Genomic DNA, 24,413 nt, shown 5'->3' with positions numbered 1-24,413 from the left:
CAATATAAGCCAATCTGATAAAAATAAAAATCCCCAATTGCTGCCCGGATTTAAAACCCGAACAGCCATCGGGGAAAAGAGAATCATTTATATTAGTATTCCTATATGCGGGAACAACAATGTTTACAATGATTTTATTAAGGCATGATAATAGAAGAAGTACCTTGAACGTCTACTAATTCTATTTCAAAAGTTAAATCTTTACCTGCTAAAGGATGATTAGCATCTAATGTTACAGTTTCAGTACCTACATTCTTAATAATTACAGGTATTACTTGTCCTGCGCCATTTGTCATATTCAACTGCATTCCTGCCTCAGGTTTTAAATCAGGAGGAAACTGAGCAAGTGGAAATTCAACCAGTCTTTCAGGATCAACCGGGCCATAAGCCTGGTCTACAGGTATATCAATTGTTTTTTTATCTCCCACTACCATTCCCATTACACCATTATCGAAACCGGCGATCACCATTCCGCTTCCCACTTGGAATTCCAGAGGTTCGCGACCTTCTGATGAATCGAATACTGTACCGTCGTTTAAAGTACCTTTATAGTGCACTTTTACTTTGTCGCCGCTTTTCACTTGTTGCATGCGTAAATATTTAATAGATGAATGTTTAAAAACCTAGGTTTTTTTTCTGATAACAAAGAAACGAGGAAAATTTTGTGTAACCAAATCAGATATCCCGGCTATATTGGGATAATTATCGTTTCTTTGATTCAAATGTTAACAGCAATGATACGACTACTGATACTCTATATTTTGAGCTCCAGTTTATTATTGGCCTGCCATGCTCAGAATACTACTAAAATTGCGCCATCCCCTGTTATAACCGCTGCTGAACGCACGGAACTTTATTTTCCCTTGATCAGGCACAAAAACATAGCCATTTTTGCTAATCATACCTCCATTATCAATGACGTTAACATTGTAGATAGTTTACATAAAGCAGGTTTTAGCATAAAAGTAGTTTTTGGCCCTGAACACGGTTTCAGAGGTACTGCCGATGCCGGTGCAAAAGTGGGCAACGAAACAGATCCTAAAACCGGTATTTCTGTAGTATCACTCTACGGCAGCAAAAGACGTCCTTCTTCGCAGGATTTAAAAAGCATTGATCTGATGTTGTTTGATATTCAGGATGTTGGAACCAGATTTTACACTTACATTTCTTCTTTGGAAGAATATATGATTGCTGCGATTGAAAATGATATTCCATTAATTGTTCTGGACCGGCCCAACCCGAACGGATTTTATGTGTCCGGCCCTATACTCGATACAGCATTCAGGTCTTTCGTAGGCATGCAACCGGTTCCGGTAGTATACGGAATGACCATCGGTGAATATGCCCAATATTTGTTGGGTGAGCATTTACAAAACAAAACCAGGAAAGGTGCAAAGTTCAACCTCACGGTAATTCCTTTAAAAAATTGGGATCATAACAGTGTATATGAACTTCCCGTAAAACCCTCTCCTAACCTGCCGGATATGGCGTCTGTTTATCGTTATGCCAGTACCTGTTTCTTTGAAGGTACCGTATTGAGCGAAGGACGAGGTACGGAGAAACCTTTTCAATACTTTGGCCATCCGTCTTTACCCAAAAACCTGTTTAGCTTCACTCCCAGATCGATGCCGGGAGCAGCCAAACCCAAATTATTAAATCAGTTAAGTTACGGATGGGATGTCAGTGGTGATCCAACAGCTATCCGGGCTTCCATCAATAATACATTACAGATTGAATACTTACTGGAGGCCTATCGCTTATTCCCACAAAAAGATTCTTTCTTCTTAAAAAAGTTTTTCTACAACTTATCAGGTTCAGAACAACTTTATCAACAGATAGTAAATGGATTATCAGCAGCAGAAATAAGGCTGTCGTGGGAACCGGGTATTACTGCATTTAAGAAAGTAAGAAAGAAATATTTACTTTATAAAGATTTTGAATAGTGATGAAAGCATTTGAAGCATTAAGAATAGTATTTATGGGAACTCCCGGCTTTGCAGTTGCGTCTTTAGACGCGTTAGTACAGGCCGGTGCTAATGTAGTAGCTGTTGTAACGGCTCCGGATAAGCCAGCCGGCAGAGGAATGAAACTGACTCCGAGTGCAGTTAAAACCTATGCTACAGAACATCAGATACCGGTATTGCAACCTGAAAAACTGAAAGAAGCAGGATTTATTGAAACACTAAAAAGTTATCAGGCCGATTTACAGGTAGTAGTAGCCTTTAGAATGTTACCAGAAATGGTGTGGAATATGCCACCGATGGGTACCATCAATGTGCACGGGTCATTATTACCACATTACAGAGGTGCAGCTCCTATTAATTGGGCAGTTATTAATGGAGAAAAAATGACCGGAGTAACCACCTTCCAGCTGCAGCATGAAATTGATACGGGTAATATTCTTTTACAGGAGAGCTTCCCCATTGGGGAAAATGATACGGCCGGTGATGTTCACGACCATATGCAGATAGTAGGGGCTAATTTACTGGTAAAAACTATAAAAGCATTGGCTGCCGGAACCATTACTCCGCAACCGCAGGCATTCGTTGCTATAGAAAAATTAAAACACGCTCCGAAGATTTTTACGGAAACCTGCGTGATTAATTTTGATCAACCTGTTCAGCAGGTACACAATCATATCAGAGGATTATCACCATTTCCCGGCGCTTTTACACACTTAAATGATAAGATATTTAAAATATATCAATCAACAATCGAGCCTTCCCCTGTCAGTGAAGTGCCTGGTACTGTGGTCAGTGATGGTAAAACTTTTTTAAAGTTTGCTTGTAAAGACGGATATCTGGTCACACATAACATTCAACTGGAAGGAAAACGTAAAATGAATGTAGAAGAATTTTTAAGAGGTTATAAATTGTAAATAAACAAATTAATCAAAAAGGAAGCAGCTAATTGCTTCCTTTTTGATTAATGATATTTTCTGTTATAGTTTTTAAATAATTTTTAAATCAAAAGGGAAGTTCTTCTATTGACAGGTATGAAGTAACTTTTCCATTTTCGATTCGAGCCAGTTCAACACTCCATTCCTTTGAAGTATCATAGATAACGACGGAATCAAACATTCAACAGTAGATGTCGAGCTTTTCCAGATTACCGTAGTAGTTTGAATGTATTGTTAAAGGATCAACGTAGTGTCCGCCTTTTCGAGCTCTATTAGACACTCTGGTTCGAGATAAAGTTGAATTATGTAACCCCAAAAAAAGCAGATGTATTTTGTATCCTGCCTCCTTAAAAGTTTTAGGAACACTTCAGGTCATATCATTTGTAAAATGTCCTTCGTATAAAAAATCTTCAGAACGAGCAAGAGCCTTTCCTACTAATTCATTAAATAACTCTTCAACAAATTGCATAGCTAATCTTTTACATTCCTTGTCAGGTTTGATTCCTTTCACTCACAATTCGTTTCTTTTTTGTACGAATATTTTATCTCCATCAAAAACTTTCGCTCTCAATTTCTCAGGTAAAAAAGTCGGGCCAAGTGTGCTTTTCCCGGCCCCATTCGCTCCGGTCAAAATGTATAAATCTGCCATTACTTTATTATTTCAAATTTACACCTGTGTCTTAATTGATCTGCTTCTTCCTTTGATAGCTCTCTGATCAGGATAAATTCCTCAGTATGTTCGTCCATATACATCAGATGAATTTTGCCATCAAGGTATTCATAATAAAAATGATAATCAGGTAATTCATCCTGATATATCATAAAAGGATGTCCTTCACGAAATGTCTCTTCACGTAACTTACGTACAACATATCTCCCATAATCTTGATGATTTCTGTCCATACTCATATTATAAATATACGTAGTAATGAATGATTTAGATCTTTAGTACATATTTTATTGACAGTAATCAAGAAATATAAAAGTAATCTTGTATCAAATAAAAAAACCCTCAAGAAATTCAGCGTATTTTCTAAATTCCTTAAGGGTTCAATCTATGTGTTTTACAATTCTTACTAATAAGCTACTTCTACATAAAATTTCGAGTTACTTACACCCAAAGCTGCTGCTGCGGCATCACTGATCCGGAGTGTTAATCCTTCACTCTGACGCATATCCGGTAAGCCGCCCAACACTTTTACAAATACAGTTTTTCTCGTAGACGGAAATGTTACACTGATAATTGTTCCTACAGGAACATCATTCATTAAAGCATAATATTTTCCATCGCTCCAACCACTGGTTGATTTGAAAATATCAGAATTTCCACTGGTTGACTTTCTTCCGTTTTTGTATTGTGATTTAAAGTAACCACCTTTATGATCAACTAATTTGTTGGTATTGGAGATAGTTGATTGTGTATTTGAAGTTGCCGGCATTTCCTCATCAACATTGCTTACTACCGGAGTTGTAACCGGTTTTTCAGCTGTAGTGGTTTTAGGATCGTCTACAATCACTTTTACAGGCACTCCACCGGTATTATTATTTACGGGAGGCGGTGTTGTAGTCACCACACCACTATTTACGGGCGGATTATTGTTTACAGGCGGATTATTGTTTACAGGCGGATTATTAACACCTGTACTTACACCTGTTGATGGATTTGTATTCACAGGAGCCGTAGCAACTGCCGCACTGTTATTATTTACCGCAGACGGCTTCATCGCATTGCCATTTTTTGCTAATACAGATTCATCGGTTTTAACTTTTAAAAATCCGATGATAATATCCATTCCCACTTTCAAATCTTCATTCCTGATATTATTCCATGATTCAAGATTCACTACCGGAACTTTGTTGTATTGCTGACTAATGCGAAACATCCACTCCTGTGGTTTCACATGGTGAAAAAGAGGAACCAATGTTTCACCTGCAGCCACTCGTTTCTGCTGATCAAAATTTCCAGATTTTAAAGGAATTTTCAATTCTTGTCCGATAGATAAACTTGCATCCAGACTTTTGCCGTTAAAAGGAGCAATTTCTCTCGGACTTAAATTATAGATACGTCCGATACTATACCAGTTTTCCTGCGGTTGAACTTTATGCACTATATAGAGATTACCTGAAGTGCCCTGAACCGTTAAATCAGGCTGCGCCCATGCAATGAATACACTACATACTAAAATAAACGCTAACAATCCTTTTTTCAACATAGGTCAATATTTCGTGTTTTCATATTTGTCATTCAACGACATCGCAAATATGAAGAATTATTTTCAACTAGATATCTTTAAGTATTCTCCAATTTGCAGGATAATAATTATTCATCCGATTAGCCAATATCTTTACCCATCCCAAAGGTAACGATTGATAAGTAACGAGGTGCCATCCCTTTTTATTTGTACTTAAATTTAACGCTTGTTTCTTTAAGTATTGTATCGCCTGAGAATAATCTACTGCCAAACACGGAATTGAATCTGCATATACCCTACTCAATGCTAACGAGTGTTCAGGAATCAGCTCATGGCCGTTTATTTTTCCGAATCCGACTCCCGCGTTTCTAAGATACAAAGTTTCACTCAGGATGAACAAATCTTGTTCCAATACTGAAGGCAGGGCAAAATAACGGTCTTGTATCTTATAGTATTGTAAATCAGTCGTATTTGTCCATAATTTTAATACTTCCTGACTAGCTTTCGGTGCTACCTGTATCAATTTTTTCTTTCCCCCTTTCCACTTAAATTTATCAATAGCTGATTTTTTTTGGAAAACCGCCAGAAAAAAGCCTTCTCCTTTGAGTAAATGGGGATAAAACCGATACCCCTTTCCTTTTTCTTTTTCACTGATTGTTTCCTGAATTTTCCATTCAGCTTCCAGCGGAACCGGTACTGATGCTAATTCAAACGTTGCAAGTAACCAGTCAACCATTTTTTCATTCTCCTCTACAGAGAAGGAACAAGTTGAGTAGATCAGATAGCCGTCTTCTTTTAGAACCGGTAATATATCTGCTAAAATTCTCTGTTGACGTTGACAGCAGAGCTGAACATTTTGTAAACTCCATTCATCGATTGCTTCTGCATCACGCCGGAATAACCCACTACCACTGCAGGGGGCATCCACTACTATTACATCAAAAAAGTTTTTTAAAGGAGAAAAATCGGCAGGATCATTATTAGATACCATTACATTAGCACCACCCCATTTCGTCAGATTTTCTTCTAATATATTGGCGCGGTTTTTAATGACTTCATTACTCACAAGCAAACTACCCGGATCGATATAAGATTGAATCAAGGTCGATTTCCCTCCGGGCGCAGCGCATAAGTCCAGCACTTTTAATCCTGTACGATCAGCTCCGGCTGCTTTCAGCGCTTGTTCAACAAACATACTGGAGGCTTCCTGTACATAATAAGCACCGGCATGTAACAAAGGATCGGCAATAAAAGAAGGTCTTTGACTGAGATACCGCCCATAACGATTCCAGGGAACATCAGAAGTTATTACAGACTCTCCGTTCACTTCAAACACCGGAACATCCAACTGTTTCAGAGGATTTAAGCGGATACTGGTAATCGTTTCAGGATGATGGTGAACTTCCTGTAACCGGTTAACGTTCAGATGCTCTATTTGTGATAAAGCATCAATAAGCGCTGAAGGTAATATTGCCAATGAGAATAGTTTAATTCAAAGATACTGGATTACCAGTTTACACAAAAATGCTGTTTTTCTTTAATTGAAGTGTCCAATACTACAATTCCGATAAAAAACATATCGATGGTTAATCGTACCGCATCATGCTGCTGAATATAAGCCCAGGCCGATTCCATTTCCTGGCTCCAATGAATATCGTCAAATACCAGAATTGTTTTGGAATGAGATTTTTCAAGAAGTTGTTGAAAATAATTAACAGTAGGCTGATATCTGTGATTGCCGTCAACAAATGCAAAATCTACCTGCTGCAAATTTGCCAATAACTTTGGAAGCGTGTGATCGAAATTACCAACAATCGTTGTGATATTGTTTAACCCAAGATAATTAAAATGTTGCCTTGCTTTGTCCAGAATAGTAGGATCTCCTTCAAGCGTAACTAATTGCCCTTTTAAATTACCGGCAGCCAGATAACTACTGGTAAATCCTAACGAAGTACCCAGCTCTACCATGCATTGGGGGTTATAATTTTGTACCATTCTGAAAAGCAATTGTGCAATTGCTTTTGGTTTAGCTGAGCTTTTAGCGATAGCCTTAATACTTCTGTATTTAGTTGCCCCGGTAATACTGCCGGCACCATAATCCACCACCTCAATAACAGATGTATCTTTCTTTACAACCTTACGCAGTTGTTCAATACTGTTGTAAGCATAAAACAAACGTCGATCGTTTTTTACAAATTTTATAAAATGAAAAACGAAAGGTGAATGAATACCATGACCTTTTCTGTTAGACGCTTTAAAATAAAAACCGATAAACTTTTTTGCTAGTTGAAAAGCTGAATACATACCGATTAATTAAGGGGTTTTCTTTCCCACACCTGAAATGTATATGGATAAGCATGCTTTTCATCTGCTTCAAAATGTTTTTCTTTTATCAATTCGAAAGCATCTTCATTCCATTCAGGAAAGAATACGGTAGCTTCAAAACTACCTTGTACACGGGTTATATAAAGAGTTTGAGCCAGAGGCAGTGTTTGTTCGTAGATCTTACCGCCACCGATTACAAACAACTCTGTGGCATCCGTTTTCTTTGCAGCCTGTATAGCTTCATCAATAGAATGAACGGCCACAATACCTGCAGCATTCCAGTCTCTCTGACCCGTAATAACAATATTTTCTCTTCCCGGTAATGTTTTACCTAAAGATTCAAAGGTTTTTCTACCCATTACAATCGGCATTCCCCAGGTAGTATTTTTAAAATACTTCAATTCATTCGGTAAGTGCCAAAGCATTTGATTGTCTTTACCGATTTCTAAATTATTGCCGACTGCAACGATAATTGAAACTTTAATCATAAGTAATTTTATACAGCTACAGGAGCTTTAATGCCAGGATGTGATTGATAATTGTGTAAGGTAAAGTCTTCGTAAGTAAATTCAAAGATATCTTTTACATTTTTATTGAGCTCCATTACAGGCAATGGATAAGGTTCGCGTGTTAATTGCAATTTCGCTTGTTCCATATGGTTGGTATACAAATGTACATCTCCGAAAGTATGTACAAAATCTCCGTAATCCATATCACATACTTGTGCAATCATCATCGTTAACAAAGCATAAGAAGCTATGTTGAAGGGAACTCCCAGAAATACATCTGCCGAACGTTGATAGAGCTGGCAGCTTAGTTTTCGTCTGCCTGTTTGTTGATCAGGAGGTGTTGTATAGAACTGAAACAGCGAATGGCAAGGCATGAGTGCCATTTCAGGTAATTCAGCTACATTCCATGCACTTACAATCAAACGGCGGCTGTCCGGATTTGTTTTCAGCTGATGAATCAGATCTGAAATCTGGTCAATAGTTTTTCCGTCTGTTCCCTGCCATGAACGCCATTGTTTACCATATACCGGCCCCAGGTTGCCCTCTTCATCGGCCCATTCGTCCCATATGCTTACGCCGTTCTCTTTCAGATACCGGATATTTGTTTCGCCCTTCAGAAACCATAAAAGCTCATGGATAATACTTCTCAGGTGTAATTTTTTAGTTGTTACCACCGGAAAACCTTTTGCCAGGTCGAATCTCATCTGATAACCAAAGCAACTATAGGTACCTGTACCGGTTCTGTCTTCTTTTTTCACGCCCTCCTCTAAAATATGCTTTACTAATGAGATGTATTGTTCCATAGTTGTATATTTACAATGCGTCAAATTTAGAAAAAATATGTTGAAACACATTCTTGCAACAGTGCTATTATTAGTAACATATTCTACACATGCACAAACTTTTTCGCAAGACTCTCTGACTGTTTACAGAACGAAATATGTAGCTGATTTATATCCTATTATAGGAGATGATACTACTTATCTGAGGTTCTTTGACGGAGACCCTGCATTTTACGTAAAAGCTGCTGTTCAGTTTTTACCCAATCAGCCGATTGTTAAAATACCTACTACAGGCACCAAAATCAGATCTGCCCGTAAATATGCCAGATTACTATTTGAAATAAAAGGTCAGCGGGAAGTGCTTTATCTTTATAAGTTCGAAAATATACCCGGTCAGGAAAAGATGACAGAGATGTTTTTCCTGCCTTTTTACGATGGTTCGAATGGAGCTACCACCTACGAAGGCGGCCGGTATCTGGATTTTCCTTTAGACGCCATTTCGGATGGCTTACTCTATATAGATTTCAATCGTGCATACACCGGTTATTGCGCTTATACAACTGGTTACAATTGTCCGATTCCACCAAAAGATAACCGTATAAAAGCTGTTATTACCGCCGGCGAATCAAAGTTTGCCAAAAAGAAATAAACTATTAATTTTCGGAATGACTAAACGGTTGAAGGATTGATTCATCGACTTCCACTTCATCTGTTTTTTTCGTAGCGTGGTATTTGCATAAGAGTTTATTGTATGCCTTTTTGTAATGCTTTAACTCTTTTTCCAATTCACTGATTCGCTTTTGTTCAGAACTGACAAAAAGCTTTTGACGCTTCTGTTTTGATCTTAAATGAAGAATAGCTGTAACGGAAACAGCCACCACTGCACAAGGCAAAAGTATCCAAAAAAGAAAAACTGCAATTTGTGTCATACCTCCAAAATTCATGGTATATTTAGACTCAAATCGCACACCAAATATTGTTAGCAAAAACATAAATGATTTAACCACTAAAACGCTATGAGAAAAGTAATAGGAATACTTGCAGTATTGATTTTGAACCAGCTAACGACATTCTCACAAACAGTTATACAAGGTGAGGCTAACAAAGAACCCAGTAATCTGGCAATTAATGTAGGGTTGAAGCAATGGTATCTCGACGCTCCCGACAAAATGTTAAATAGTTTTTTCGTAGGAATCGGAAAAATGCCTTCGGTTGAAAGCCCTGTTTTTTACGAAGTAAATCTGCATTTTATCCCCAGCTTTAACTTTTCTTACAAAAACAAAGACGACGGAAGATCATTTACAGGTGATACCAGAGCTACACAAGCAGGTAATGTGAATTTCGGGATACTGGTAGCTAAAAGAAAATCAAAAGCTAAAGTGCACCCAATGTTCGGCTTAGGCTCCACGATCAACTTTAAACCAGGTTATAACTCTATTTCTCCAAGCTATATCGAAAGCGATCTGCAGATCGACAATAACGGTTTATCAATCGGCTTCCATCCTTTTACCGGAGGTATTTACAGAGTATCAAAACAGGTATTTTTACTGGCTAAAGTAGGCTGGTCAGTACAAAGTAATAAAAATCAATATGACCTGAAAGCGTATAATATATACGACACACATCTTTTCAGTGAAATTTCTTTAAAATTCAACTTCTTAAAATAAAAGAAGGATGTCTTTACGACATCCTTTTTGTTTTTGGCTCAGGCCTATCTAAATAAGATACAAAAAATAATTGAATTTTCCAAATCGGATTTTATCTGCCGGCTGCGGCTTTTCTACGTACCATTTCTTTTCTGAGTAATTGTAATTCACGGCCGGTTTGCCCTGCAATCGAAGAGTTTTCCTGAGCTCTTCGCAAGAGGTAAGGAATAACATCTTCAATAGGTCCGAAAGGCAGGTATTTACTTACTTTATATCCGTCTTTAGCAAGATTAAAAGTAATATTATCACTCATCCCATATAACTGTGAAAAATGTACATGCGGGTGATCGTGTGCAATACCTTTTCTGTCGAGCAGGCTTGCCGCTAACGCACTACTGTTTTCGTTATGTGAAGCAACAATTACAGAAATACGGTTCAGGTGTTCTATACAAAATTCTATCGCCAGATTATAGTCTTTATCGCTGGCTTCTTTTGTAAGCTGGATGGGGGAAGCATACCCCATTTCTGCAGCACGTTTTCTTTCTTTTTCCATATAGGCGCCTCTTACAATTTTAGCACCTAAAATGAAATCGTTTTCCTTCGCTACAGTATGTGAAAGTTGTAAAAATGCTAACCGGTCATGACGGTACAATTGAATCGTATTAAACAGAATTACATCTTTCTGATTATACTTTTTCATCATTTTCATCGTCAATGCGTCTACGGGATATTGAATCCACGTTTCTTCAGCATCTACCATTACGCCTACTTTTGCTTTTGAAGCAGTTGCTGCGATACGTTCCATTCTCTCCTCCACCCTGTTCCATTCAGCCAGTTCTTCTTCTGTTAATCCTGCCAGAATCACTTCTCCGTTGGCTGCTACGATTTCAGGTGTTTGGCCATGAATTTTTTCTAACAAAGCAAAACGGGCAAACCCGGTTACTTTAATACTCATGAAAGGAATATTCTTTTCATTGGCAGCAAAATTAATCACACGGATAAACTCTTCCGTTGCCCGGTCAAAATTGGCTTCGCCTTCTCCGCCTTCCACACCATAATCAAGTATACAATCTACATTATATTTAGCGAGTTTCTGAACGGCAGGTAATGTAGCTTCTAAAGTTTCCCCACCAACAAATTGCTGATAAATTGTATTCCTGATAATGCCTTTAACAGGTAGTTTCCATTTTAAGAGGGCAGGTGCAAAAACACCTCCTAATTTTACTAACCATGGTTTACCCATCATCTGGTATAACTGTACGGCTTTTTTAAGCTCCTTATCAGACATATATGCAAACGCATATGCTGTGTTATCAAAAGAAATTTTCGACATGAACTAACAATTGTTTGGCAAAAATACTTAAGCGATTGGATTTATAAAATCTATTTATGAAATAGCCGCAACCCTCTGAGTTATCTTAGAATTTTCATACCTTTCCAACACACTATCTTATTGATGTTATATGAAAATTACGCACATTGATGTCTGGAAATTCAGCATTCCGATGGAACCGTTTACAATTGCCACCGGCACCATGGACTATGCGCAAAACACATTTATCCGTATTCATACAGATGCAGGTATTCATGGCGTCGGCGAATGTTCTGCATTCCCGATGATTGTTGGAGAAACACAGAACACCTGTTTTGAAATGGCGAAGGATTTTGCCCGTTTATGGAAAAGCAAAAACGCTGAAAATATAGAAGAAAGAATGCAGGAATTGCATCTGTTCACCGCCGGAAATGCCACTATTAAAAGTGCATTTGATATGGCGTTGTATGACCTGAATGCCAAAAAAGTTAACCTGCCTCTTTATAAATACCTGGGTGGTACAAGCCTCAAACAGTTGGAAACCGACTTAACAATGGGAATTAATACTCCTGAAAAAATGGCTGCCACTGCAAAAGATTTTGTAGCCCGGGGAGTAAAAAAGATCAAAGTAAAGCTGGGTAAAAACGCTCAGGAGGATGTGATCAGGATGCAACAAATCAGAGCAGCCGCCGGTGATGAAATTAAATTACGTATTGACGCCAACCAGGGTTGGAGCTTTGAAGATGCCCGCTTTGCATTAACAGCTATGGGTGACTTAAATATTCAATATTGCGAACAACCGATGCGTACCTGGAATGACGGTAAATTACCAGAACTGAAAAATTTATCTCCCATAAAAATTATGGCTGATGAAAGTATCTATCACCACCATGATGCAGAAAGACTGATTGCTACCGACAGCTGTCATTATCTGAATATCAAATTTGCCAAGTCTTCCGGTATACTTGAATCTATTAAAATTGCCGAAGTGGCCCGAAAAGCAAATATGCCGTGTATGATCGGTGGTATGCTTGAAAGCAGACTGGCATTAAGTGCTTTTGCACAATTTGCCCAGGCGTATGATATAGTTCAGTTTTATGATCTTGATACCTGTATGGTAGGCCATCTGGCAGATCCCGTAACCGGAGGAATCAGGTATAACGATTTTTATGTAGAAGTACCGGAAGGAGCCGGACTGGGTTCAGATGTTAAAGATGATTTCTTATCACAACTGGAACATATTCAAATATAAAATTCAAAAGGCTGCAAATGATCGTATTGCAGCCTTTTTTCTGCAATAAAGAAGCTTATTATCCCTCCCACTTTAACGTTCTCGTTGTATATTACTTGCCCCTCTCTTCTATTTTTTAAATCAGTAAGAGTATATTTGCACAAAATCTTTTGCATGGAATTGAAAGCTAAAACAGCCAAAGAGTCGAGTGTGATTATGACCGAGTTAGTACTTCCGAATGATACCAATACTTTCGGCAATTTAATGGGGGGCAGATTAATGTATTGGATGGACATTGCGGGTGCTTTGGCAGCCTTGAAACACTGCGGAAGACCAGTTGTTACTGCATCAGTAGACAATATTTCTTTTGAAAATTCTATCAAACTGGGTAATGTTGTTCATATACAAGCTAAAGTATCACGCTCCTTCAATACTTCTATGGAAGTACATTTAAATGTTTGGGGAGAAGATACGGTATTACAACACAAGTATAAAAGTAATGAAGCCTACCTGACATTTGTAGCAATCGATAATAATGGAAAACCTATTCATGTTCCGTCATTAATTCCGGAAACAGAAGAGGAAAAAGTTTTATATGACGGCGCTTTAAGAAGACGTCAACTAAGGCTGATACTGGGCGGTAAAATGCAACCCGATGCGGCAACAGAGTTAAAAGCATTATTCTTTAAATAATAAAAAACACCCCTCAACTACCGTTGAGGGGTGTTTTTGTATAACTATTTAACAGGTTTAAACTTTTCTGATTGTTCTATTGCATCCATCATTAAAGCCAGTAATTCATCAGTTGTATTTTCTGCAGTGTACTGCATGGGTGGTTTAAATCGTACAGTTAACGTTGTTCTTTTCTCCAGTGCAATTCCTTTTTTACCAAACGCCGTTCTGAAACCATCAATGACTACCGGAATAATAATCGGTTGAGCCATTTTAGCAATGAGTGCTGTTCCCTTTCTACCGGGCGCATATGGAGTGGTAGTACCCTGAGGAAAAGTAATTACCCAATTATCGTCAAGTGCGCGGGTAACTTTTCTGGTATCTGACGGATCGAGTCCTTTCCGTGTTTCTTTATGATCAGGGTTCCATGTTCTTTTTACTGTAATAGCACCTGCCAGTGTAAATAATTTACTTAAAGTAGTTTGTTTCATGGTTTCGGATGCAGCTACATAGTAAATCTTTGCAAAAGGGTTCAGCAAATAATAAGGTACGCCGAGTTTGTTTCTTTTCCGCCATTTAACCGCACAAAAAATATGAATAAAAGTAATTACATCAGCAAAATAGGTTTGGTGATTACTGATAAAAAGTACATTTTTATGGGGTAAATGCTCTATATGTTCGGTTCCTTCTATTTTAATTTTGTTCCGGATTGCGATGAAAGGATAGGTAATTGCTCCGATAGTGCTATAGAGAAACTTTCTGAACAAACGGCTACGTATAAGCGATTCTTGTAAATTCGACATAATGATATTCCTACACAGCTAATTTAAATAATAATCTAAACATAAGTCAAAATATTTCAGCGGAAGTAAATAAACGCAAGTAACTTATTTAAAGTACTTTTATATAAACTTTCTTTTATTAGTTGAATGTAGAAAATTTTTATGAAATGAATACAGGTTGTGTAATATTTGACATGGACGGATTGTTGATCGATTCCGAACCTTTATGGGAACAGGCCGGCAATGCAGTACTGGCTGGTTACGGAGTAACTTTAACCGGAGAGGAGTATACCAGTTCGGTTGGCTTACGTACCAAAGAATGGATTGAATTATGGTTTGAACAATATCAGATTAAAGCGCCGGTACAGGAAGGGATAGAAGCAGTAGAGACACTTGCAACGCAATATATAGTAGAGAAAGGTTCGTTAATGCCAGGTGTAGCGCATACACTTTCTTTACTGGAAGAAGCCGGTTACACAATTGGCCTGGCAAGCTCCTCTCCCATGCGTTTAATAACAGCAGCAGTGGAACAATTTAAAATCAGTCAATACTTCAAGGTAAAATCTTCAGCGGAGCATCTTGAGTTTGGTAAACCGCACCCGCAGGTTTATATCAACTGTGCAAAAGAATTAGGTTTTCAACCGCATCATTGCTTAGCGTTTGAAGATTCGTTCAATGGCATGATTGCCGCGAAAGCAGCCCGGATGAAATGCATAGTAGTGCCTGCTGCACTGTTTCACAGTCAGGTTAGATGGCAAGCAGCCGATGCCCAGCTAAAAAGTTTAGAAGAAGTAACTGCAGACTTAATTAAAAGTATGTTTTAATTAAGCGCAGGCGTGAATACAAATAATAGCTGCCACTAAAGCGATTAACTGAAGATAAGAATAGATGTTTTTTTCCGTGTTCATGATGATATTGATTTAATCGGCAGCGAATCATTAGGTTAAGGTGCGCAAATTTACTTAAAACAATTTACATTTTAGTTATTCAAATGTTACTAAATAAAAAAGGCGTTCATAAAGAACGCCTTTTTCTATAGAAAATTGTCTGAGAAAGGGATTATTGGTCGCCTTTTTCTTCTTGTTTCAATTTTTCTTTGATTTCTGCCAAAGCACCTAAATCACCTAAAGTTGCTTTTTCTACTTTAGATTGGAGGTTTTTAACAGCTTTTTTAGTTTTATCAGATTCTGCTTTTGCTTCTTTACGAGCAGTTTCTTTCTCTTCTATCTTAGTTTGTTCCCAGATACGAGAGTGAGAAACAACGATGCGTTTTTCATTACGATCGAATTCGATCACCATGAATTCTGCAGTTTCGTCTACTCCTAAAGTTTTACCATCTTCTTTTGCCAGATGACGGTTTGGAGCGAAACCTTCTAAACCATATTCTAATTGTACGCTGGCACCTTTGTCATCTTTACGAGTGATAGTACCCTGATGAGTAGTACCTACTGCGAAAGTATCTTGTAAAGCATTCCAAGGATCTTCTTCCAGTTGTTTGTGTCCTAGTTGAAGTTTGCGGTTTTCTTTATCGATACCTAAAATAATAACATCGATTTTATCACCTACTTTAGTATACTCAGAAGGGTGATTGAAGCGTTTCAACCAGCTTAAATCGCTGATGTGAATCATACCACCGATACCAGGAGCTAATTCAACGAATACGCCGTAAGGAGTAATGTTTTTTACTAAACCTTCGTGACGGCTTTCTTCAGGGAATTTGTTTTCGATAGTGCTCCAAGGATCTTCGCTCATTTGCTTAATAGATAAGCTCATTTTGCGTGCTTCTTTATCTAAAGTAACGATTTTAGCTTCGTACTCATCTCCTAATTTAAAGAATTCTTTCGCATTGATCGGAGTATTAGCCCATGTAATTTCACTTACGTGTACTAAACCTTCAACACCAGGCATGATTTCTAAGAAAGCACCATAATCCTCGATGTTTACCACTTTACCTTTCACTACAGAACCTTCTACCACTGTTTCTGGTAAAATATCCCAAGGATGCGGAGTTAATTGTTTCAGACCTAAGCTGATGCGTTTTTTCTCATCATCAAAGTCAAGAACCACCACTTTCAGTTTCTGGTCTAACTTCAATACTTCACTTGGATGGCTGATTCTACCCCAGCTGATATCAGTGATGTATAATAAACCGTCTAAACCACCAAGATCCATGAATGCACCGAAGTCAGTGATATTTTTGATAGTTCCTTCTAATACCTGACCTCTTTCTAATTTGCTCATAATCTCAACGCGTTGTGCTTCGATATCGCTTTCGATTAACGCTTTGTGAGATACTACGGCGTTCTTAATTGCTTCATTGATCTTAACAACTTTAAACTCCATAGTTTTACCAACAAACTGATCGTAGTCAGTAACAGGTTTAACGTCAATCTGAGAACCTGGTAAGAATGTTTCCATACCAAATACATCAACGATTAAACCACCTTTAGTTTTAGAAGTAACCGTACCGGTAATAACTTCACCTGTTTTGTGTACTTCCACAATTCTTTCCCAGGCACGGGTGATACGAGCTTGTTTGCGGCTTAAGTTTAAGTGACCGTCTCTGTCTTCTTTCTCTACTACCATTACTTCCACTTCATCACCGGTTTTTAAACCAGCTAAATCACGGAACTCGTTCAGAGAAACCAAGCCGTCACTTTTGAAACCGATATTGATAACAACATCAGTTTTAGTAACACCTACTACTAAACCGGTTACTAATTCACCATCAGTAACAGCTTTAAAAGTAGACTCATAAACAGCATCATACTTTTCTTTTTCAGCCTGGCTGTAATGAGCAACATTACGTTTGTCAACACTCCAATCGAAATCGTCGTGTGCAGTCGCCTCAGGTGCTTTTTGTGACGCTGTAACATCTGCGTTTGCAGACGACTCCTGAGCATCAGCGTTTAATTGTTTAATGAATGAAAACATAATAAAAATGCCCGAATTGTTTAATTTCGGGCACCAAAGATACTATAATATTTTAATTTTACCTACTGTGGTATATTGGTGAAATTACCGGTGATTTTGGTTTCTGACATTTCTGCATCCTGGTTCATATAAACCTGGCCGAATTTCTTCGAAACACCTTTATAACTCGAGAACCAACGTCCATAAGCTGAAGATAAGTTCTCATTCACCCCTAATTTTAACGTTACATTTGAGGTATCCCAATTGCCACTAACTCTGATTACTTCTTGATAATCAATAGTTAATGTATCGCCGGTTTGCGAATATGCAGCATCATAGCGATATTTGTCTGTTGCAGAAGTAAAACGGTATACTTTTCCTACTCCGTTTCCGTTTAAAAAGATAGAATGGCGTACCTGTGCAAAAACGCCGTTGTCCATACGTTGTGCAAACCAGCCACCTTCTACAGAAGAAAAGCTCGGTTCTTTGTCGTCTTTCGAACAACCGGCTGCCAGCAGTAACATTGCAGCCATTAAGGTGAATAGTGATGATTTTCTCATAAAAGCCTAGAGTTTTGATGTTCTAAATTTAATCACATTCGTTTTAACAATCAAATATTTAGTTGCTTTTATTCAAGTATATTGCCGTTTCAAGCATTTATTTGCGTTTTTCAGTCCCCAGCATCTTCTCTTTCCAGCCTTTTTGCCTCCGCTCACGTAAAAATCCGCAATTCTTATTATTACTGAAACATTAATAATTGATTAGAAAATCGTTGTTAAATATTTTTTTTAAAATTTTTTTGCAGATTGATGAACGATACAAACGTTTTTGATTTACATTTGAGCCCCAATATAAAAGAAGCATTTTTATTTATGATCACACCGCTTTTAATTGAGTTATTCGAGGAAGGATTTGATGTTCTCATTTCTGAAATTAATCAGTATCCGGACGATAGTAGCCTTTGGACTACATTTAATGAAAAAGAAGTTGCCGGAGGTAATCTTTGTTTGCATATTATCGGTAATGTGCAGCACTATTTAGGAGCCGTGCTCAACGATAGTGGCTACATGCGTAATAAAGATGCCGAATTCAAAATCAAGAACGTTTCGAAAGCGAAATTGATTGAAGAAGTAGAAGCTGCAAAAGTTACAATGAGAGATACACTGGAGCAATTGAGCAAATCAGAGTTGCAAAAGTTATATCCTGTACAGGTTTTATCTACTCCTGTTTCAACCGAGCGTTTCCTGTTCCATGTTTTGCAACATCTGCAATTCAATACCGGTCAGGTACAACACCATAGAAAAGCACACGCTTAATATATTAAAATCCCGTTGTTTCACAACGGGATTTTTTATTTCGCCTACATTGCTTAAAACGTCGTAATAAAATGTTTTTAAATCAGTTAGCTGACAGTCACTTACTGATCCTGGTCTTCTGCACTACAAAACGCTTCCACCAGATAAGTTCCTTTCGTACTCTCTCCTACCTTTAAAAAATGGAAGTGTTCCCGGATTAATGAATAAAGTGATCAATCAGAGACACACACTTTGTCCAAAAGTGAGTAAGTTATTATCAGGATCTAACATAGAGAACTCTTTTTGCCCCCAGGGTCTGACATCCAACGCACCGTTGGGATGAATAGGAATATTTTGATCAAGGAAGGATTGATATAATTGCTCAATGTCGTTTGTACGGATATAAACCTGTCCGTAATTTTCTTTCGGATCCAGTTCTTTGAATTCAAAAAAATGAATTTCAATAGCATCTTTCCGAACCATTAAATACTGGTCGTAGCCGGGACTGCCCAATTCCTGAAAACCTAACTGCTGAATATAAAAATCTTTAGTAACGGTTTTATTCCGCATAGGTAATTTGGGATGAATTGCTGTCAACATAGTTTATTAATTGTAAAAGTTACGATAAATAAAAATGATACCCGATTTTCTTTTTATTTTCTCAGTATTTTTTCCATCGTTTTTCCTTTCGCAAGTTCATCAATCAACTTATCCAAATAACGAACTTTTTGCATCACCGGATCTTCGATATTTTCTACTCTATACCCGCAGATCACACCTGTTATTTTTGAAACGTTGGGATTCAACGACGGCGCTTTGGCAAAGAAGTTTTCAAAATCAGTTTTATTTTCAATCACCTGCTGCAATGTTGTTTCATTATAGCCGGTTAACCAAAATATAATTTCATCTACTTCCGCTTTGGTACGTCCTTTTTTTTCAGCTTTCTGAATATAATGCGGATAAACACCTGCGAAGGACATCCGGTAGACTCTTTCATTATTACTAGCTTTCATATGTCATTTCGTTTTAAAGTATCTAACCATCCGGAAATTATTGACTGTCGTAGACTTCCTTTTTTCTGAACGCAATAATGCGTTCAATAAATTCAACCGGCAGCTCTTTGTTATGAGGAAATTGAATCACTGATTTGGAGGTTTTAAACATCGCCAGTTCTTTTTCAAAAGCTTTCAGTAAAGCATCACTCCATGGATTTGAAACAGAGAGGTGTTTTTCAAAAGCACAATAGTATATTAAAAACTTTTTACCGATCTTAAAAGCCGGAATCTGATAACTGATTACCTCCTCTGCCTCCGGTGCAATACGATGTACCAGTTCACGAACAGTTTGCAAACGTTGGCTGATATCTCCGGAAAAAGCTTCGTGGTACTGATCGATAGATTGATAGTCGGTTTTCGCCATAGCAAAGGAATATTTGACTATAAATTTAGCAAATTGATGGGAAGATACCTACCGAAATATTATGAGAACAGTCTCATCTAAACAGAAAAACAACTGAAATACAACAAATTATAGTACATTAGTATTATTTCATTTTTGTAAAAGCTGGTCCGCTTTACTTCCATAAAAAGTAATACAGTACTATCCAGATAGCTATAAAAAACAAAGCCGGGTATAACATAGCTTTAAACTTCTCCCTATCCTTTTTTATTAACAAAAGATATAAAGCATACACAATAAAAATTGCCACTAAACCGAAAGGGATGTACAGGTATCTCATACTGTTTACAGTTTTATGGTGATTAATCGTTTACGAATACAATACTTCGTTCGGCCACACAATTTACGTATAAATTCAATCCTTTCGTTGTTATTCAATTCGCTGACACTTTAGCTTTACACCTTCGGTGAGTAATATAAGATCGTATTTTTTAGTTGCGGGATTCAATTCAAAAATAAAACTCTCTCTGGAACCGGGATTATCAAAAAAAGTAAATTCGCCTTCGGCTTTCATTTCAACCTCATTACCATCGCCATCCAGAAAGAACAACTTACCATTCTTCAACACAACGGTGAAAGTCTGTGTTTTATCTATTTCCAAAGCAAATTTACCAATGTATCCTATTAATTGCACTCCTGCATTCGAGTAGTTATAGCTAGTTCCTGAACGATCAATCAGCTTTACATGTTTCAATTTTTCAAAAAAATCATTTCGGGTAAACTGACTATAACAACTTACCTGCGAATCCACTGAAGAAACATTTTCGCAATTAATAACCGGAGGTAATCCTGCGGAATGCGTTATCAGATGTTTTAAAGTAACAGGTCGATTAGCGTCTAACTGTAGATCCGGATAATAACATTTCAGGTATTTTCTGACATCCGCATTTAATGAAAGCTGATTATCGGCAATTGCCTGAGAAAGCAACAATCCGGTATAAGTTTTTGTAATAGAAGCAATTTCGTATATTGTTTGATTATCCGGTTTATTACCATTGAGCAGTTTTCCGAAATGAAACTGATAGGAAGTACCGTTTATGTAAATAACTCCGGAAAGTGTTGTGTAAGGAGGTTTTAAAAATCCTGTTACTTCTGTATTGATCACACTTTCTATCAACTCAAGTGGCACTTTATTACTTTGCGATTGACTGTTTTGTTTACATCCTGTCAATAGCACCAGTATTAACACCCGTAGGATGATTATCATTCCCTTTATTCTTTTGTTCACAGAAGGTTTTATTGAAATATACCGTTCTCCGCCGTTAATATAACGGGTTTCCCATCTGTTATGATGATGGTATGTTCATGCTGTGCCATGTATCCGCCTTTATTACCGGTCATCGTCCAACCGTCATTTAATTCAGTTACATAGGAAGAGGAGGTTGAAATAAAAGTTTCAATAGCCACTACTGAATTTTTCTTAAAGCGTCGTTGGTCTAAATGGTTTTTATAGTTTAGCAGTTCATCCGGTTGTTCGTGCAAACTTCTGCCGATACCGTGGCCACCAAGGTTTTTAATGACTTTAAAACCTCTTTTTTTAGCTTCTGATTCCATTAAAAATCCGATATCTGCTATTTTTACACCACCTTTGATACTGTTAATCGTTTTTTCCAGAATGTCTTTGGAGGCTGTCACCAACTTTTGGTGTTGATGAATATCATTCCCCAAAACAAAAGAAGCACCGTTATCTGCCCAAAATCCATTCAGTTCAGCAGAAACATCAATATTCACCAAATCACCCTCCAGCAAGATACGTTTGTCAGATGGAATACCGTGGCAGAACTCGTTGTTTACACTAATGCAGGTGTAGCCCGGAAAACCATAGGTGAGATAGGGTGCAGATTTCGCTCCGAAACCGTCTAAAATGGAGGCACCATATTCATCCAGCTCTTTCGTTGTCATACCGGGTTGAGCATATTGCATCATTTCTTTCAATGTATAAGCAACAGCCTTACTGGCTTTCTGCATTCCGATGAGTTCTGATTCTTTTGTTATTGACATTGCCTGATATTTACGTTCATTCTTCACTTGGATTCATGTAAAACGCGATTCAACAATAAATATACACATTTTCTATGGCTCGCATCTTTTAGCCATTTTATCAAAGAATGATTTATTTATAAATGTTTTCTTTCGCTTCATAGTCTGGCACTAATTGATAGTTTGAAAAATCATTTATTTCCAAGAATGCTTTTGCATTCTGTGAGAGCATAATATTTCCCGGGAAATTAATGGGGATGAAAAAGTCGTTCTTTGTTAATGTTTCTTTTTTAAAAACAATTTTTTGATATTTTTCATAAGTACCGCCTATACCTCCACCTCCAGGACAACATAACTTGCAAATATTTTCCTCAGGCTCAGAAAACCATGTAACTTCCATTTTTTTATAATCAACTTGTGTATATGTAATTTCTACAGTAGCGCCCCATAGCGGAAGAATATTGTATTCTTTTTTGGTACTTACTCCTGCCTTTACAATATTAAGTTGAATGAAGCTAACGATACCAGTCAATCCGCTGGAAAGGTATTTGTCTTTGAAATTTTGTGAAACAATTAAATCAACACCAATTACACCTCCTACGAAATCCCCTATCTTTTTTGGTTGTTTCAGAACTATATCATAAGGAGGAAGCCAGTAAGATACCCCTACAGGCTCATGACATTGCGGACACTTCGGAAAATCTTGTGATACATTTGCATTTTCAGTCATTTCAGCCCATGCAAATTTATATTGATTGAAACCAGGTATAGTCAGCTTATAATATATCATTTGTTTATATTCTAAAAATCAACAGATGCTTCCACACAATGAAATTAATGTATCTCTACATAAAATTCTTACATCCTTTTCAGAAAGCCAACCTATTAATTGTCTTTCCTGGCAAAAGAACTATACGTCAGTTTTCTCCACAACCACTCCAACGGACCGTATTGGTGTTTTTTAAGCCACAGATAGGTTAGTATTATCTGAACTATCCATACGCATAAAATGATACCAAGAAGTTCAAATCTTGAGAAGCGGTTGAAGAGCTCAAAACCATAACCGTAAAACACAATTCCGAGCGTAATACTTTGGAAAATATAATTCGACAAAGCCGTTTTTCCGACATTTGAAATCAGTTTTATTTTTGAGTGAACCAAAAATTTCTGATAAAGTCCGTTAATGATCAGAATATAAGCTACTCCTAATAATTCTTTATTAAATACAGACAAATAACCTTCCCAAACATTAGTAATGGGTTTATAGTATTCGTAGGTCCATTTGTATACTCTGAAATAATTCACGAGCAAGCCAATTATTAAAAGAGTAATACTGATCAGCCAGTAGTATTTCCATACCCGGTAATTGGAGAAGATGCCGGCTCTGTACAGAATCATACCCGTGAGCATAATCATTAAAGAAGAGAAGATGACGTGCTGATAGTAAAATACACCATCATGTACTTTTACCTGTTGGTAAGATTCTTTTACACCCGACCAATATGTTTCCTTTTTTGGTTTTATATAACTGGTATCGGGCGATTTTTTTTCTGTCAGACGTTCCCAGGAAGCTATCTTCTTTTTATCTTCTTCCGTTCTTTCTGATTCTGTTACTTTAATAGCAGTTAAATAGTCGCGTTCTGATTCTTGTCTTTTAGTGGTAGACTCATACGATTTCACCATCGGAAAAACTGCGAGTAACAATATAACGAATACCAGGTATTTACTTTGAATAGAACGGAAAGGAAGTAAGAATAATCCGCAAATGGCATAGTGATACAAAACATCTCCTGTCCAGATAAAATAAGCATGAATAACACCGAATATAAACAACCAGAGTAATCTCCGGGTGTAAATATCCATTGCTTTGAGCCCGACATTTCTACTCTCTAAACGGTTCAGGAAGATCACGAAACCAACACCGAACAATAAAGCGAACATCGTGTAAAATTTTCCTTGTGTAAGAAAATACACCCAAAAGCGTGTACTATAGTCTATTTCACTTTGAAATCCGTTTTTCCATGGCGTAAAAGCTTCGGGATAAACAAAACTTTCAATATTGATAAAAATGATTCCCAGAATAGCGATACCTCGTAAGAAGTCGAGTGAAGGGATTCTGTCCAGTGACCCGGTGGGGTTTATTTTAGTGGTTTGCATCGAATAGATTTAAAGTGATGACTAACCATTAAATATAGAGAATTCAACTAGCATATACAAGTAGCCGAATATATATTATTTACTTGTAAGTTTTATAATTCTCAGAACCAGGCTGCTGAATAATTTGCCTGCTTCCAATTGCTGATGAATCTTTAAACAGGAGAGATTAAGTTTGCCCGCAGATGACGCAGAACGGTGCTTTTCTACTGAAGAGTTATTCAGCGCAGATCTTCGCTGAATATTCTGCAGATATAAATTTA

29 protein-coding genes are annotated in these 24,413 nt (G+C 37.4%); 8 read left to right on the top strand and 21 right to left on the bottom strand.

Going from position 1 to position 24,413, the window contains the following annotated elements:
- Positions 1 to 137 precede the first annotated feature (137 nt).
- Positions 138 to 590: an FKBP-type peptidyl-prolyl cis-trans isomerase gene (locus D9O48_RS16820; RefSeq protein ID WP_126974157.1), complete on the bottom strand. Its 453-nt coding sequence runs from the start codon at positions 588 to 590 to the stop codon at positions 138 to 140.
- Positions 591 to 734: 144 nt separating this feature from the next.
- Here D9O48_RS16820 and D9O48_RS16815 point away from each other — a divergent pair, with 144 nt between their 5' ends.
- Entirely contained in the window at positions 735 to 1,943 is a 1,209-nt protein-coding gene (locus tag D9O48_RS16815; RefSeq protein WP_233589270.1) for an exo-beta-N-acetylmuramidase NamZ family protein, read from the top strand.
- Between the two features lie 2 nt (positions 1,944 to 1,945).
- On the top strand, positions 1,946 to 2,878 hold the full coding sequence (fmt, locus tag D9O48_RS16810; protein ID WP_233589269.1) for a methionyl-tRNA formyltransferase: 933 nt from the start codon (positions 1,946 to 1,948) through the stop codon (positions 2,876 to 2,878).
- Between the two features lie 388 nt (positions 2,879 to 3,266).
- Here fmt and D9O48_RS18810 read toward each other — a convergent pair whose 3' ends face one another.
- The 8 genes from D9O48_RS18810 to D9O48_RS16780 all read right to left on the bottom strand — a co-directional run bounded on the left by D9O48_RS18810 (position 3,267) and on the right by D9O48_RS16780 (position 8,728).
- Positions 3,267 to 3,410 (bottom strand): hypothetical protein, encoded by a 144-nt coding sequence (locus D9O48_RS18810; protein WP_158624926.1) that lies wholly within the window; start codon positions 3,408 to 3,410, stop codon positions 3,267 to 3,269.
- On the bottom strand, positions 3,411 to 3,548 hold the full coding sequence (locus tag D9O48_RS18805; protein WP_158624925.1) for a hypothetical protein: 138 nt from the start codon (positions 3,546 to 3,548) through the stop codon (positions 3,411 to 3,413).
- A complete protein-coding gene (locus tag D9O48_RS16805) occupies positions 3,548 to 3,802 on the bottom strand; it encodes a hypothetical protein (RefSeq protein ID WP_126974156.1) in 255 nt (84 codons plus the stop codon). The genes D9O48_RS18805 and D9O48_RS16805 overlap by 1 nt, the downstream gene beginning before the upstream one ends.
- 173 nt (positions 3,803 to 3,975) lie before the next feature.
- A complete protein-coding gene (locus D9O48_RS16800) occupies positions 3,976 to 5,112 on the bottom strand; it encodes a LysM peptidoglycan-binding domain-containing protein (protein ID WP_126974155.1) in 1,137 nt (378 codons plus the stop codon).
- A 67-nt stretch (positions 5,113 to 5,179) separates the two neighbouring features.
- Positions 5,180 to 6,568 carry a methyltransferase RsmF C-terminal domain-like protein gene (locus D9O48_RS16795; protein ID WP_126974154.1) on the bottom strand — a complete coding sequence of 463 codons (1,389 nt, stop codon included), beginning with the start codon at positions 6,566 to 6,568 and terminating at the stop codon, positions 5,180 to 5,182.
- Between the two features lie 29 nt (positions 6,569 to 6,597).
- A complete protein-coding gene (locus tag D9O48_RS16790) occupies positions 6,598 to 7,395 on the bottom strand; it encodes an O-methyltransferase (RefSeq protein WP_126974153.1) in 798 nt (265 codons plus the stop codon).
- 5 nt (positions 7,396 to 7,400) lie between these two features.
- Positions 7,401 to 7,904 carry a dihydrofolate reductase gene (locus tag D9O48_RS16785; RefSeq protein WP_126974152.1) on the bottom strand — a complete coding sequence of 168 codons (504 nt, stop codon included), beginning with the start codon at positions 7,902 to 7,904 and terminating at the stop codon, positions 7,401 to 7,403.
- Positions 7,905 to 7,912: 8 nt separating this feature from the next.
- Positions 7,913 to 8,728, bottom strand: a complete 816-nt coding sequence (locus D9O48_RS16780) for a thymidylate synthase (RefSeq protein WP_126974151.1) — start codon at positions 8,726 to 8,728, stop codon at positions 7,913 to 7,915.
- 37 nt (positions 8,729 to 8,765) lie between these two features.
- Here D9O48_RS16780 and D9O48_RS16775 point away from each other — a divergent pair, with 37 nt between their 5' ends.
- Entirely contained in the window at positions 8,766 to 9,356 is a 591-nt protein-coding gene (locus D9O48_RS16775; RefSeq protein WP_158624924.1) for a DUF1684 domain-containing protein, read from the top strand.
- 4 nt (positions 9,357 to 9,360) lie between these two features.
- Here the strand turns inward: D9O48_RS16775 and D9O48_RS16770 are convergent, their stop codons facing one another.
- Complete coding sequence (locus D9O48_RS16770) at positions 9,361 to 9,636, bottom strand: hypothetical protein (RefSeq protein ID WP_126974149.1); 276 nt, start codon at positions 9,634 to 9,636, stop codon at positions 9,361 to 9,363.
- Between the two features lie 87 nt (positions 9,637 to 9,723).
- Here D9O48_RS16770 and D9O48_RS16765 point away from each other — a divergent pair, with 87 nt between their 5' ends.
- A complete protein-coding gene (locus tag D9O48_RS16765) occupies positions 9,724 to 10,374 on the top strand; it encodes a hypothetical protein (RefSeq protein WP_126974148.1) in 651 nt (216 codons plus the stop codon).
- 91 nt (positions 10,375 to 10,465) lie between these two features.
- Here D9O48_RS16765 and D9O48_RS16760 read toward each other — a convergent pair whose 3' ends face one another.
- The gene (locus D9O48_RS16760) at positions 10,466 to 11,686 is read right to left on the bottom strand and encodes a proline dehydrogenase family protein (protein ID WP_126974147.1); all 1,221 of its coding nucleotides are present in this window, start codon (positions 11,684 to 11,686) and stop codon (positions 10,466 to 10,468) included.
- A gap of 130 nt (positions 11,687 to 11,816) precedes the next feature.
- On the opposite strand from D9O48_RS16760, the gene D9O48_RS16755 reads away from it, so the two are divergent.
- Positions 11,817 to 12,917, top strand: coding sequence for a mandelate racemase/muconate lactonizing enzyme family protein (locus tag D9O48_RS16755; RefSeq protein WP_126974146.1), 1,101 nt, complete (start codon positions 11,817 to 11,819; stop codon positions 12,915 to 12,917).
- Between the two features lie 153 nt (positions 12,918 to 13,070).
- On the top strand, positions 13,071 to 13,589 hold the full coding sequence (locus D9O48_RS16750; RefSeq protein ID WP_126974145.1) for an acyl-CoA thioesterase: 519 nt from the start codon (positions 13,071 to 13,073) through the stop codon (positions 13,587 to 13,589).
- Between the two features lie 44 nt (positions 13,590 to 13,633).
- Here the strand turns inward: D9O48_RS16750 and D9O48_RS16745 are convergent, their stop codons facing one another.
- The gene (locus tag D9O48_RS16745; RefSeq protein ID WP_126974144.1) at positions 13,634 to 14,371 is read right to left on the bottom strand and encodes a lysophospholipid acyltransferase family protein; all 738 of its coding nucleotides are present in this window, start codon (positions 14,369 to 14,371) and stop codon (positions 13,634 to 13,636) included.
- Between the two features lie 146 nt (positions 14,372 to 14,517).
- Here D9O48_RS16745 and hxpB point away from each other — a divergent pair, with 146 nt between their 5' ends.
- On the top strand, positions 14,518 to 15,174 hold the full coding sequence (gene hxpB, locus D9O48_RS16740; protein WP_126974143.1) for a hexitol phosphatase HxpB: 657 nt from the start codon (positions 14,518 to 14,520) through the stop codon (positions 15,172 to 15,174).
- Between the two features lie 235 nt (positions 15,175 to 15,409).
- On the opposite strand, the gene rpsA is transcribed toward hxpB, so the two are convergent.
- Positions 15,410 to 17,284, bottom strand: coding sequence for a 30S ribosomal protein S1 (rpsA, locus tag D9O48_RS16735; protein ID WP_126974142.1), 1,875 nt, complete (start codon positions 17,282 to 17,284; stop codon positions 15,410 to 15,412).
- 62 nt (positions 17,285 to 17,346) lie between these two features.
- Positions 17,347 to 17,823 (bottom strand): hypothetical protein, encoded by a 477-nt coding sequence (locus D9O48_RS16730; RefSeq protein WP_126974141.1) that lies wholly within the window; start codon positions 17,821 to 17,823, stop codon positions 17,347 to 17,349.
- A 249-nt stretch (positions 17,824 to 18,072) separates the two neighbouring features.
- Here D9O48_RS16730 and D9O48_RS16725 point away from each other — a divergent pair, with 249 nt between their 5' ends.
- A complete protein-coding gene (locus D9O48_RS16725; RefSeq protein ID WP_233589268.1) occupies positions 18,073 to 18,579 on the top strand; it encodes a DUF1572 family protein in 507 nt (168 codons plus the stop codon).
- A gap of 216 nt (positions 18,580 to 18,795) precedes the next feature.
- Here the strand turns inward: D9O48_RS16725 and D9O48_RS16720 are convergent, their stop codons facing one another.
- From D9O48_RS16720 to D9O48_RS16690, 7 genes are all read right to left on the bottom strand, one after another.
- Positions 18,796 to 19,158 (bottom strand): bleomycin resistance protein, encoded by a 363-nt coding sequence (locus tag D9O48_RS16720; protein WP_126974140.1) that lies wholly within the window; start codon positions 19,156 to 19,158, stop codon positions 18,796 to 18,798.
- A 53-nt stretch (positions 19,159 to 19,211) separates the two neighbouring features.
- The gene (locus tag D9O48_RS16715; RefSeq protein ID WP_126974139.1) at positions 19,212 to 19,571 is read right to left on the bottom strand and encodes a DUF2200 domain-containing protein; all 360 of its coding nucleotides are present in this window, start codon (positions 19,569 to 19,571) and stop codon (positions 19,212 to 19,214) included.
- Positions 19,572 to 19,608: 37 nt separating this feature from the next.
- Entirely contained in the window at positions 19,609 to 19,977 is a 369-nt protein-coding gene (locus tag D9O48_RS16710) for an iron chaperone (protein ID WP_126974138.1), read from the bottom strand.
- 409 nt (positions 19,978 to 20,386) lie between these two features.
- Entirely contained in the window at positions 20,387 to 21,223 is an 837-nt protein-coding gene (locus D9O48_RS16705; RefSeq protein WP_126974137.1) for a serine hydrolase domain-containing protein, read from the bottom strand.
- A 29-nt stretch (positions 21,224 to 21,252) separates the two neighbouring features.
- Complete coding sequence (gene map, locus D9O48_RS16700) at positions 21,253 to 22,017, bottom strand: type I methionyl aminopeptidase (RefSeq protein ID WP_126974136.1); 765 nt, start codon at positions 22,015 to 22,017, stop codon at positions 21,253 to 21,255.
- Positions 22,018 to 22,129: 112 nt separating this feature from the next.
- A complete protein-coding gene (locus tag D9O48_RS16695; protein WP_126974135.1) occupies positions 22,130 to 22,786 on the bottom strand; it encodes a hypothetical protein in 657 nt (218 codons plus the stop codon).
- A 95-nt stretch (positions 22,787 to 22,881) separates the two neighbouring features.
- The gene (locus D9O48_RS16690) at positions 22,882 to 24,153 is read right to left on the bottom strand and encodes a DUF418 domain-containing protein (protein ID WP_126974134.1); all 1,272 of its coding nucleotides are present in this window, start codon (positions 24,151 to 24,153) and stop codon (positions 22,882 to 22,884) included.
- Between the last annotated feature and the right edge of the window lie 260 nt (positions 24,154 to 24,413).

This window comes from Gynurincola endophyticus (genome assembly GCF_003991195.1).
In the GTDB taxonomy this organism is placed as follows: Bacteria; Bacteroidota; Bacteroidia; order Chitinophagales; family Chitinophagaceae; genus Gynurincola; species Gynurincola endophyticus.
This window is presented reverse-complemented; position numbering and strand designations above follow the sequence as displayed.

Coding starts and splice junctions, on each gene's coding strand:
- D9O48_RS16690 (WP_126974134.1), bottom strand. CDS start 24,153: ATGCAAACCACTAAAATAAACCCCACCGGGTCACTGGACAGAATCCCT.
- D9O48_RS16720 (WP_126974140.1), bottom strand. CDS start 19,158: ATGTTGACAGCAATTCATCCCAAATTACCTATGCGGAATAAAACCGTT.
- D9O48_RS16780 (WP_126974151.1), bottom strand. CDS start 8,728: ATGGAACAATACATCTCATTAGTAAAGCATATTTTAGAGGAGGGCGTG.
- D9O48_RS16745 (WP_126974144.1), bottom strand. CDS start 14,371: ATGTCGAATTTACAAGAATCGCTTATACGTAGCCGTTTGTTCAGAAAG.
- D9O48_RS16750 (WP_126974145.1), top strand. CDS start 13,071: ATGGAATTGAAAGCTAAAACAGCCAAAGAGTCGAGTGTGATTATGACC.
- D9O48_RS16760 (WP_126974147.1), bottom strand. CDS start 11,686: ATGTCGAAAATTTCTTTTGATAACACAGCATATGCGTTTGCATATATG.
- D9O48_RS16765 (WP_126974148.1), top strand. CDS start 9,724: ATGAGAAAAGTAATAGGAATACTTGCAGTATTGATTTTGAACCAGCTA.
- D9O48_RS16705 (WP_126974137.1), bottom strand. CDS start 21,223: ATGATAATCATCCTACGGGTGTTAATACTGGTGCTATTGACAGGATGT.
- D9O48_RS16725 (WP_233589268.1), top strand. CDS start 18,073: ATGAACGATACAAACGTTTTTGATTTACATTTGAGCCCCAATATAAAA.
- rpsA (WP_126974142.1), bottom strand. CDS start 17,284: ATGTTTTCATTCATTAAACAATTAAACGCTGATGCTCAGGAGTCGTCT.
- D9O48_RS16755 (WP_126974146.1), top strand. CDS start 11,817: ATGAAAATTACGCACATTGATGTCTGGAAATTCAGCATTCCGATGGAA.
- D9O48_RS16775 (WP_158624924.1), top strand. CDS start 8,766: ATGTTGAAACACATTCTTGCAACAGTGCTATTATTAGTAACATATTCT.
- D9O48_RS16815 (WP_233589270.1), top strand. CDS start 735: ATGATACGACTACTGATACTCTATATTTTGAGCTCCAGTTTATTATTG.
- D9O48_RS16770 (WP_126974149.1), bottom strand. CDS start 9,636: ATGACACAAATTGCAGTTTTTCTTTTTTGGATACTTTTGCCTTGTGCA.
- D9O48_RS16785 (WP_126974152.1), bottom strand. CDS start 7,904: ATGATTAAAGTTTCAATTATCGTTGCAGTCGGCAATAATTTAGAAATC.
- D9O48_RS16715 (WP_126974139.1), bottom strand. CDS start 19,571: ATGAAAGCTAGTAATAATGAAAGAGTCTACCGGATGTCCTTCGCAGGT.
- D9O48_RS16820 (WP_126974157.1), bottom strand. CDS start 590: ATGCAACAAGTGAAAAGCGGCGACAAAGTAAAAGTGCACTATAAAGGT.
- D9O48_RS16790 (WP_126974153.1), bottom strand. CDS start 7,395: ATGTATTCAGCTTTTCAACTAGCAAAAAAGTTTATCGGTTTTTATTTT.
- D9O48_RS16800 (WP_126974155.1), bottom strand. CDS start 5,112: ATGTTGAAAAAAGGATTGTTAGCGTTTATTTTAGTATGTAGTGTATTC.
- map (WP_126974136.1), bottom strand. CDS start 22,017: ATGTCAATAACAAAAGAATCAGAACTCATCGGAATGCAGAAAGCCAGT.
- hxpB (WP_126974143.1), top strand. CDS start 14,518: ATGAATACAGGTTGTGTAATATTTGACATGGACGGATTGTTGATCGAT.
- D9O48_RS16710 (WP_126974138.1), bottom strand. CDS start 19,977: ATGGCGAAAACCGACTATCAATCTATCGATCAGTACCACGAAGCTTTT.
- fmt (WP_233589269.1), top strand. CDS start 1,946: ATGAAAGCATTTGAAGCATTAAGAATAGTATTTATGGGAACTCCCGGC.
- D9O48_RS16695 (WP_126974135.1), bottom strand. CDS start 22,786: ATGATATATTATAAGCTGACTATACCTGGTTTCAATCAATATAAATTT.
- D9O48_RS16730 (WP_126974141.1), bottom strand. CDS start 17,823: ATGAGAAAATCATCACTATTCACCTTAATGGCTGCAATGTTACTGCTG.
- D9O48_RS18805 (WP_158624925.1), bottom strand. CDS start 3,548: ATGGCAGATTTATACATTTTGACCGGAGCGAATGGGGCCGGGAAAAGC.
- D9O48_RS16805 (WP_126974156.1), bottom strand. CDS start 3,802: ATGGACAGAAATCATCAAGATTATGGGAGATATGTTGTACGTAAGTTA.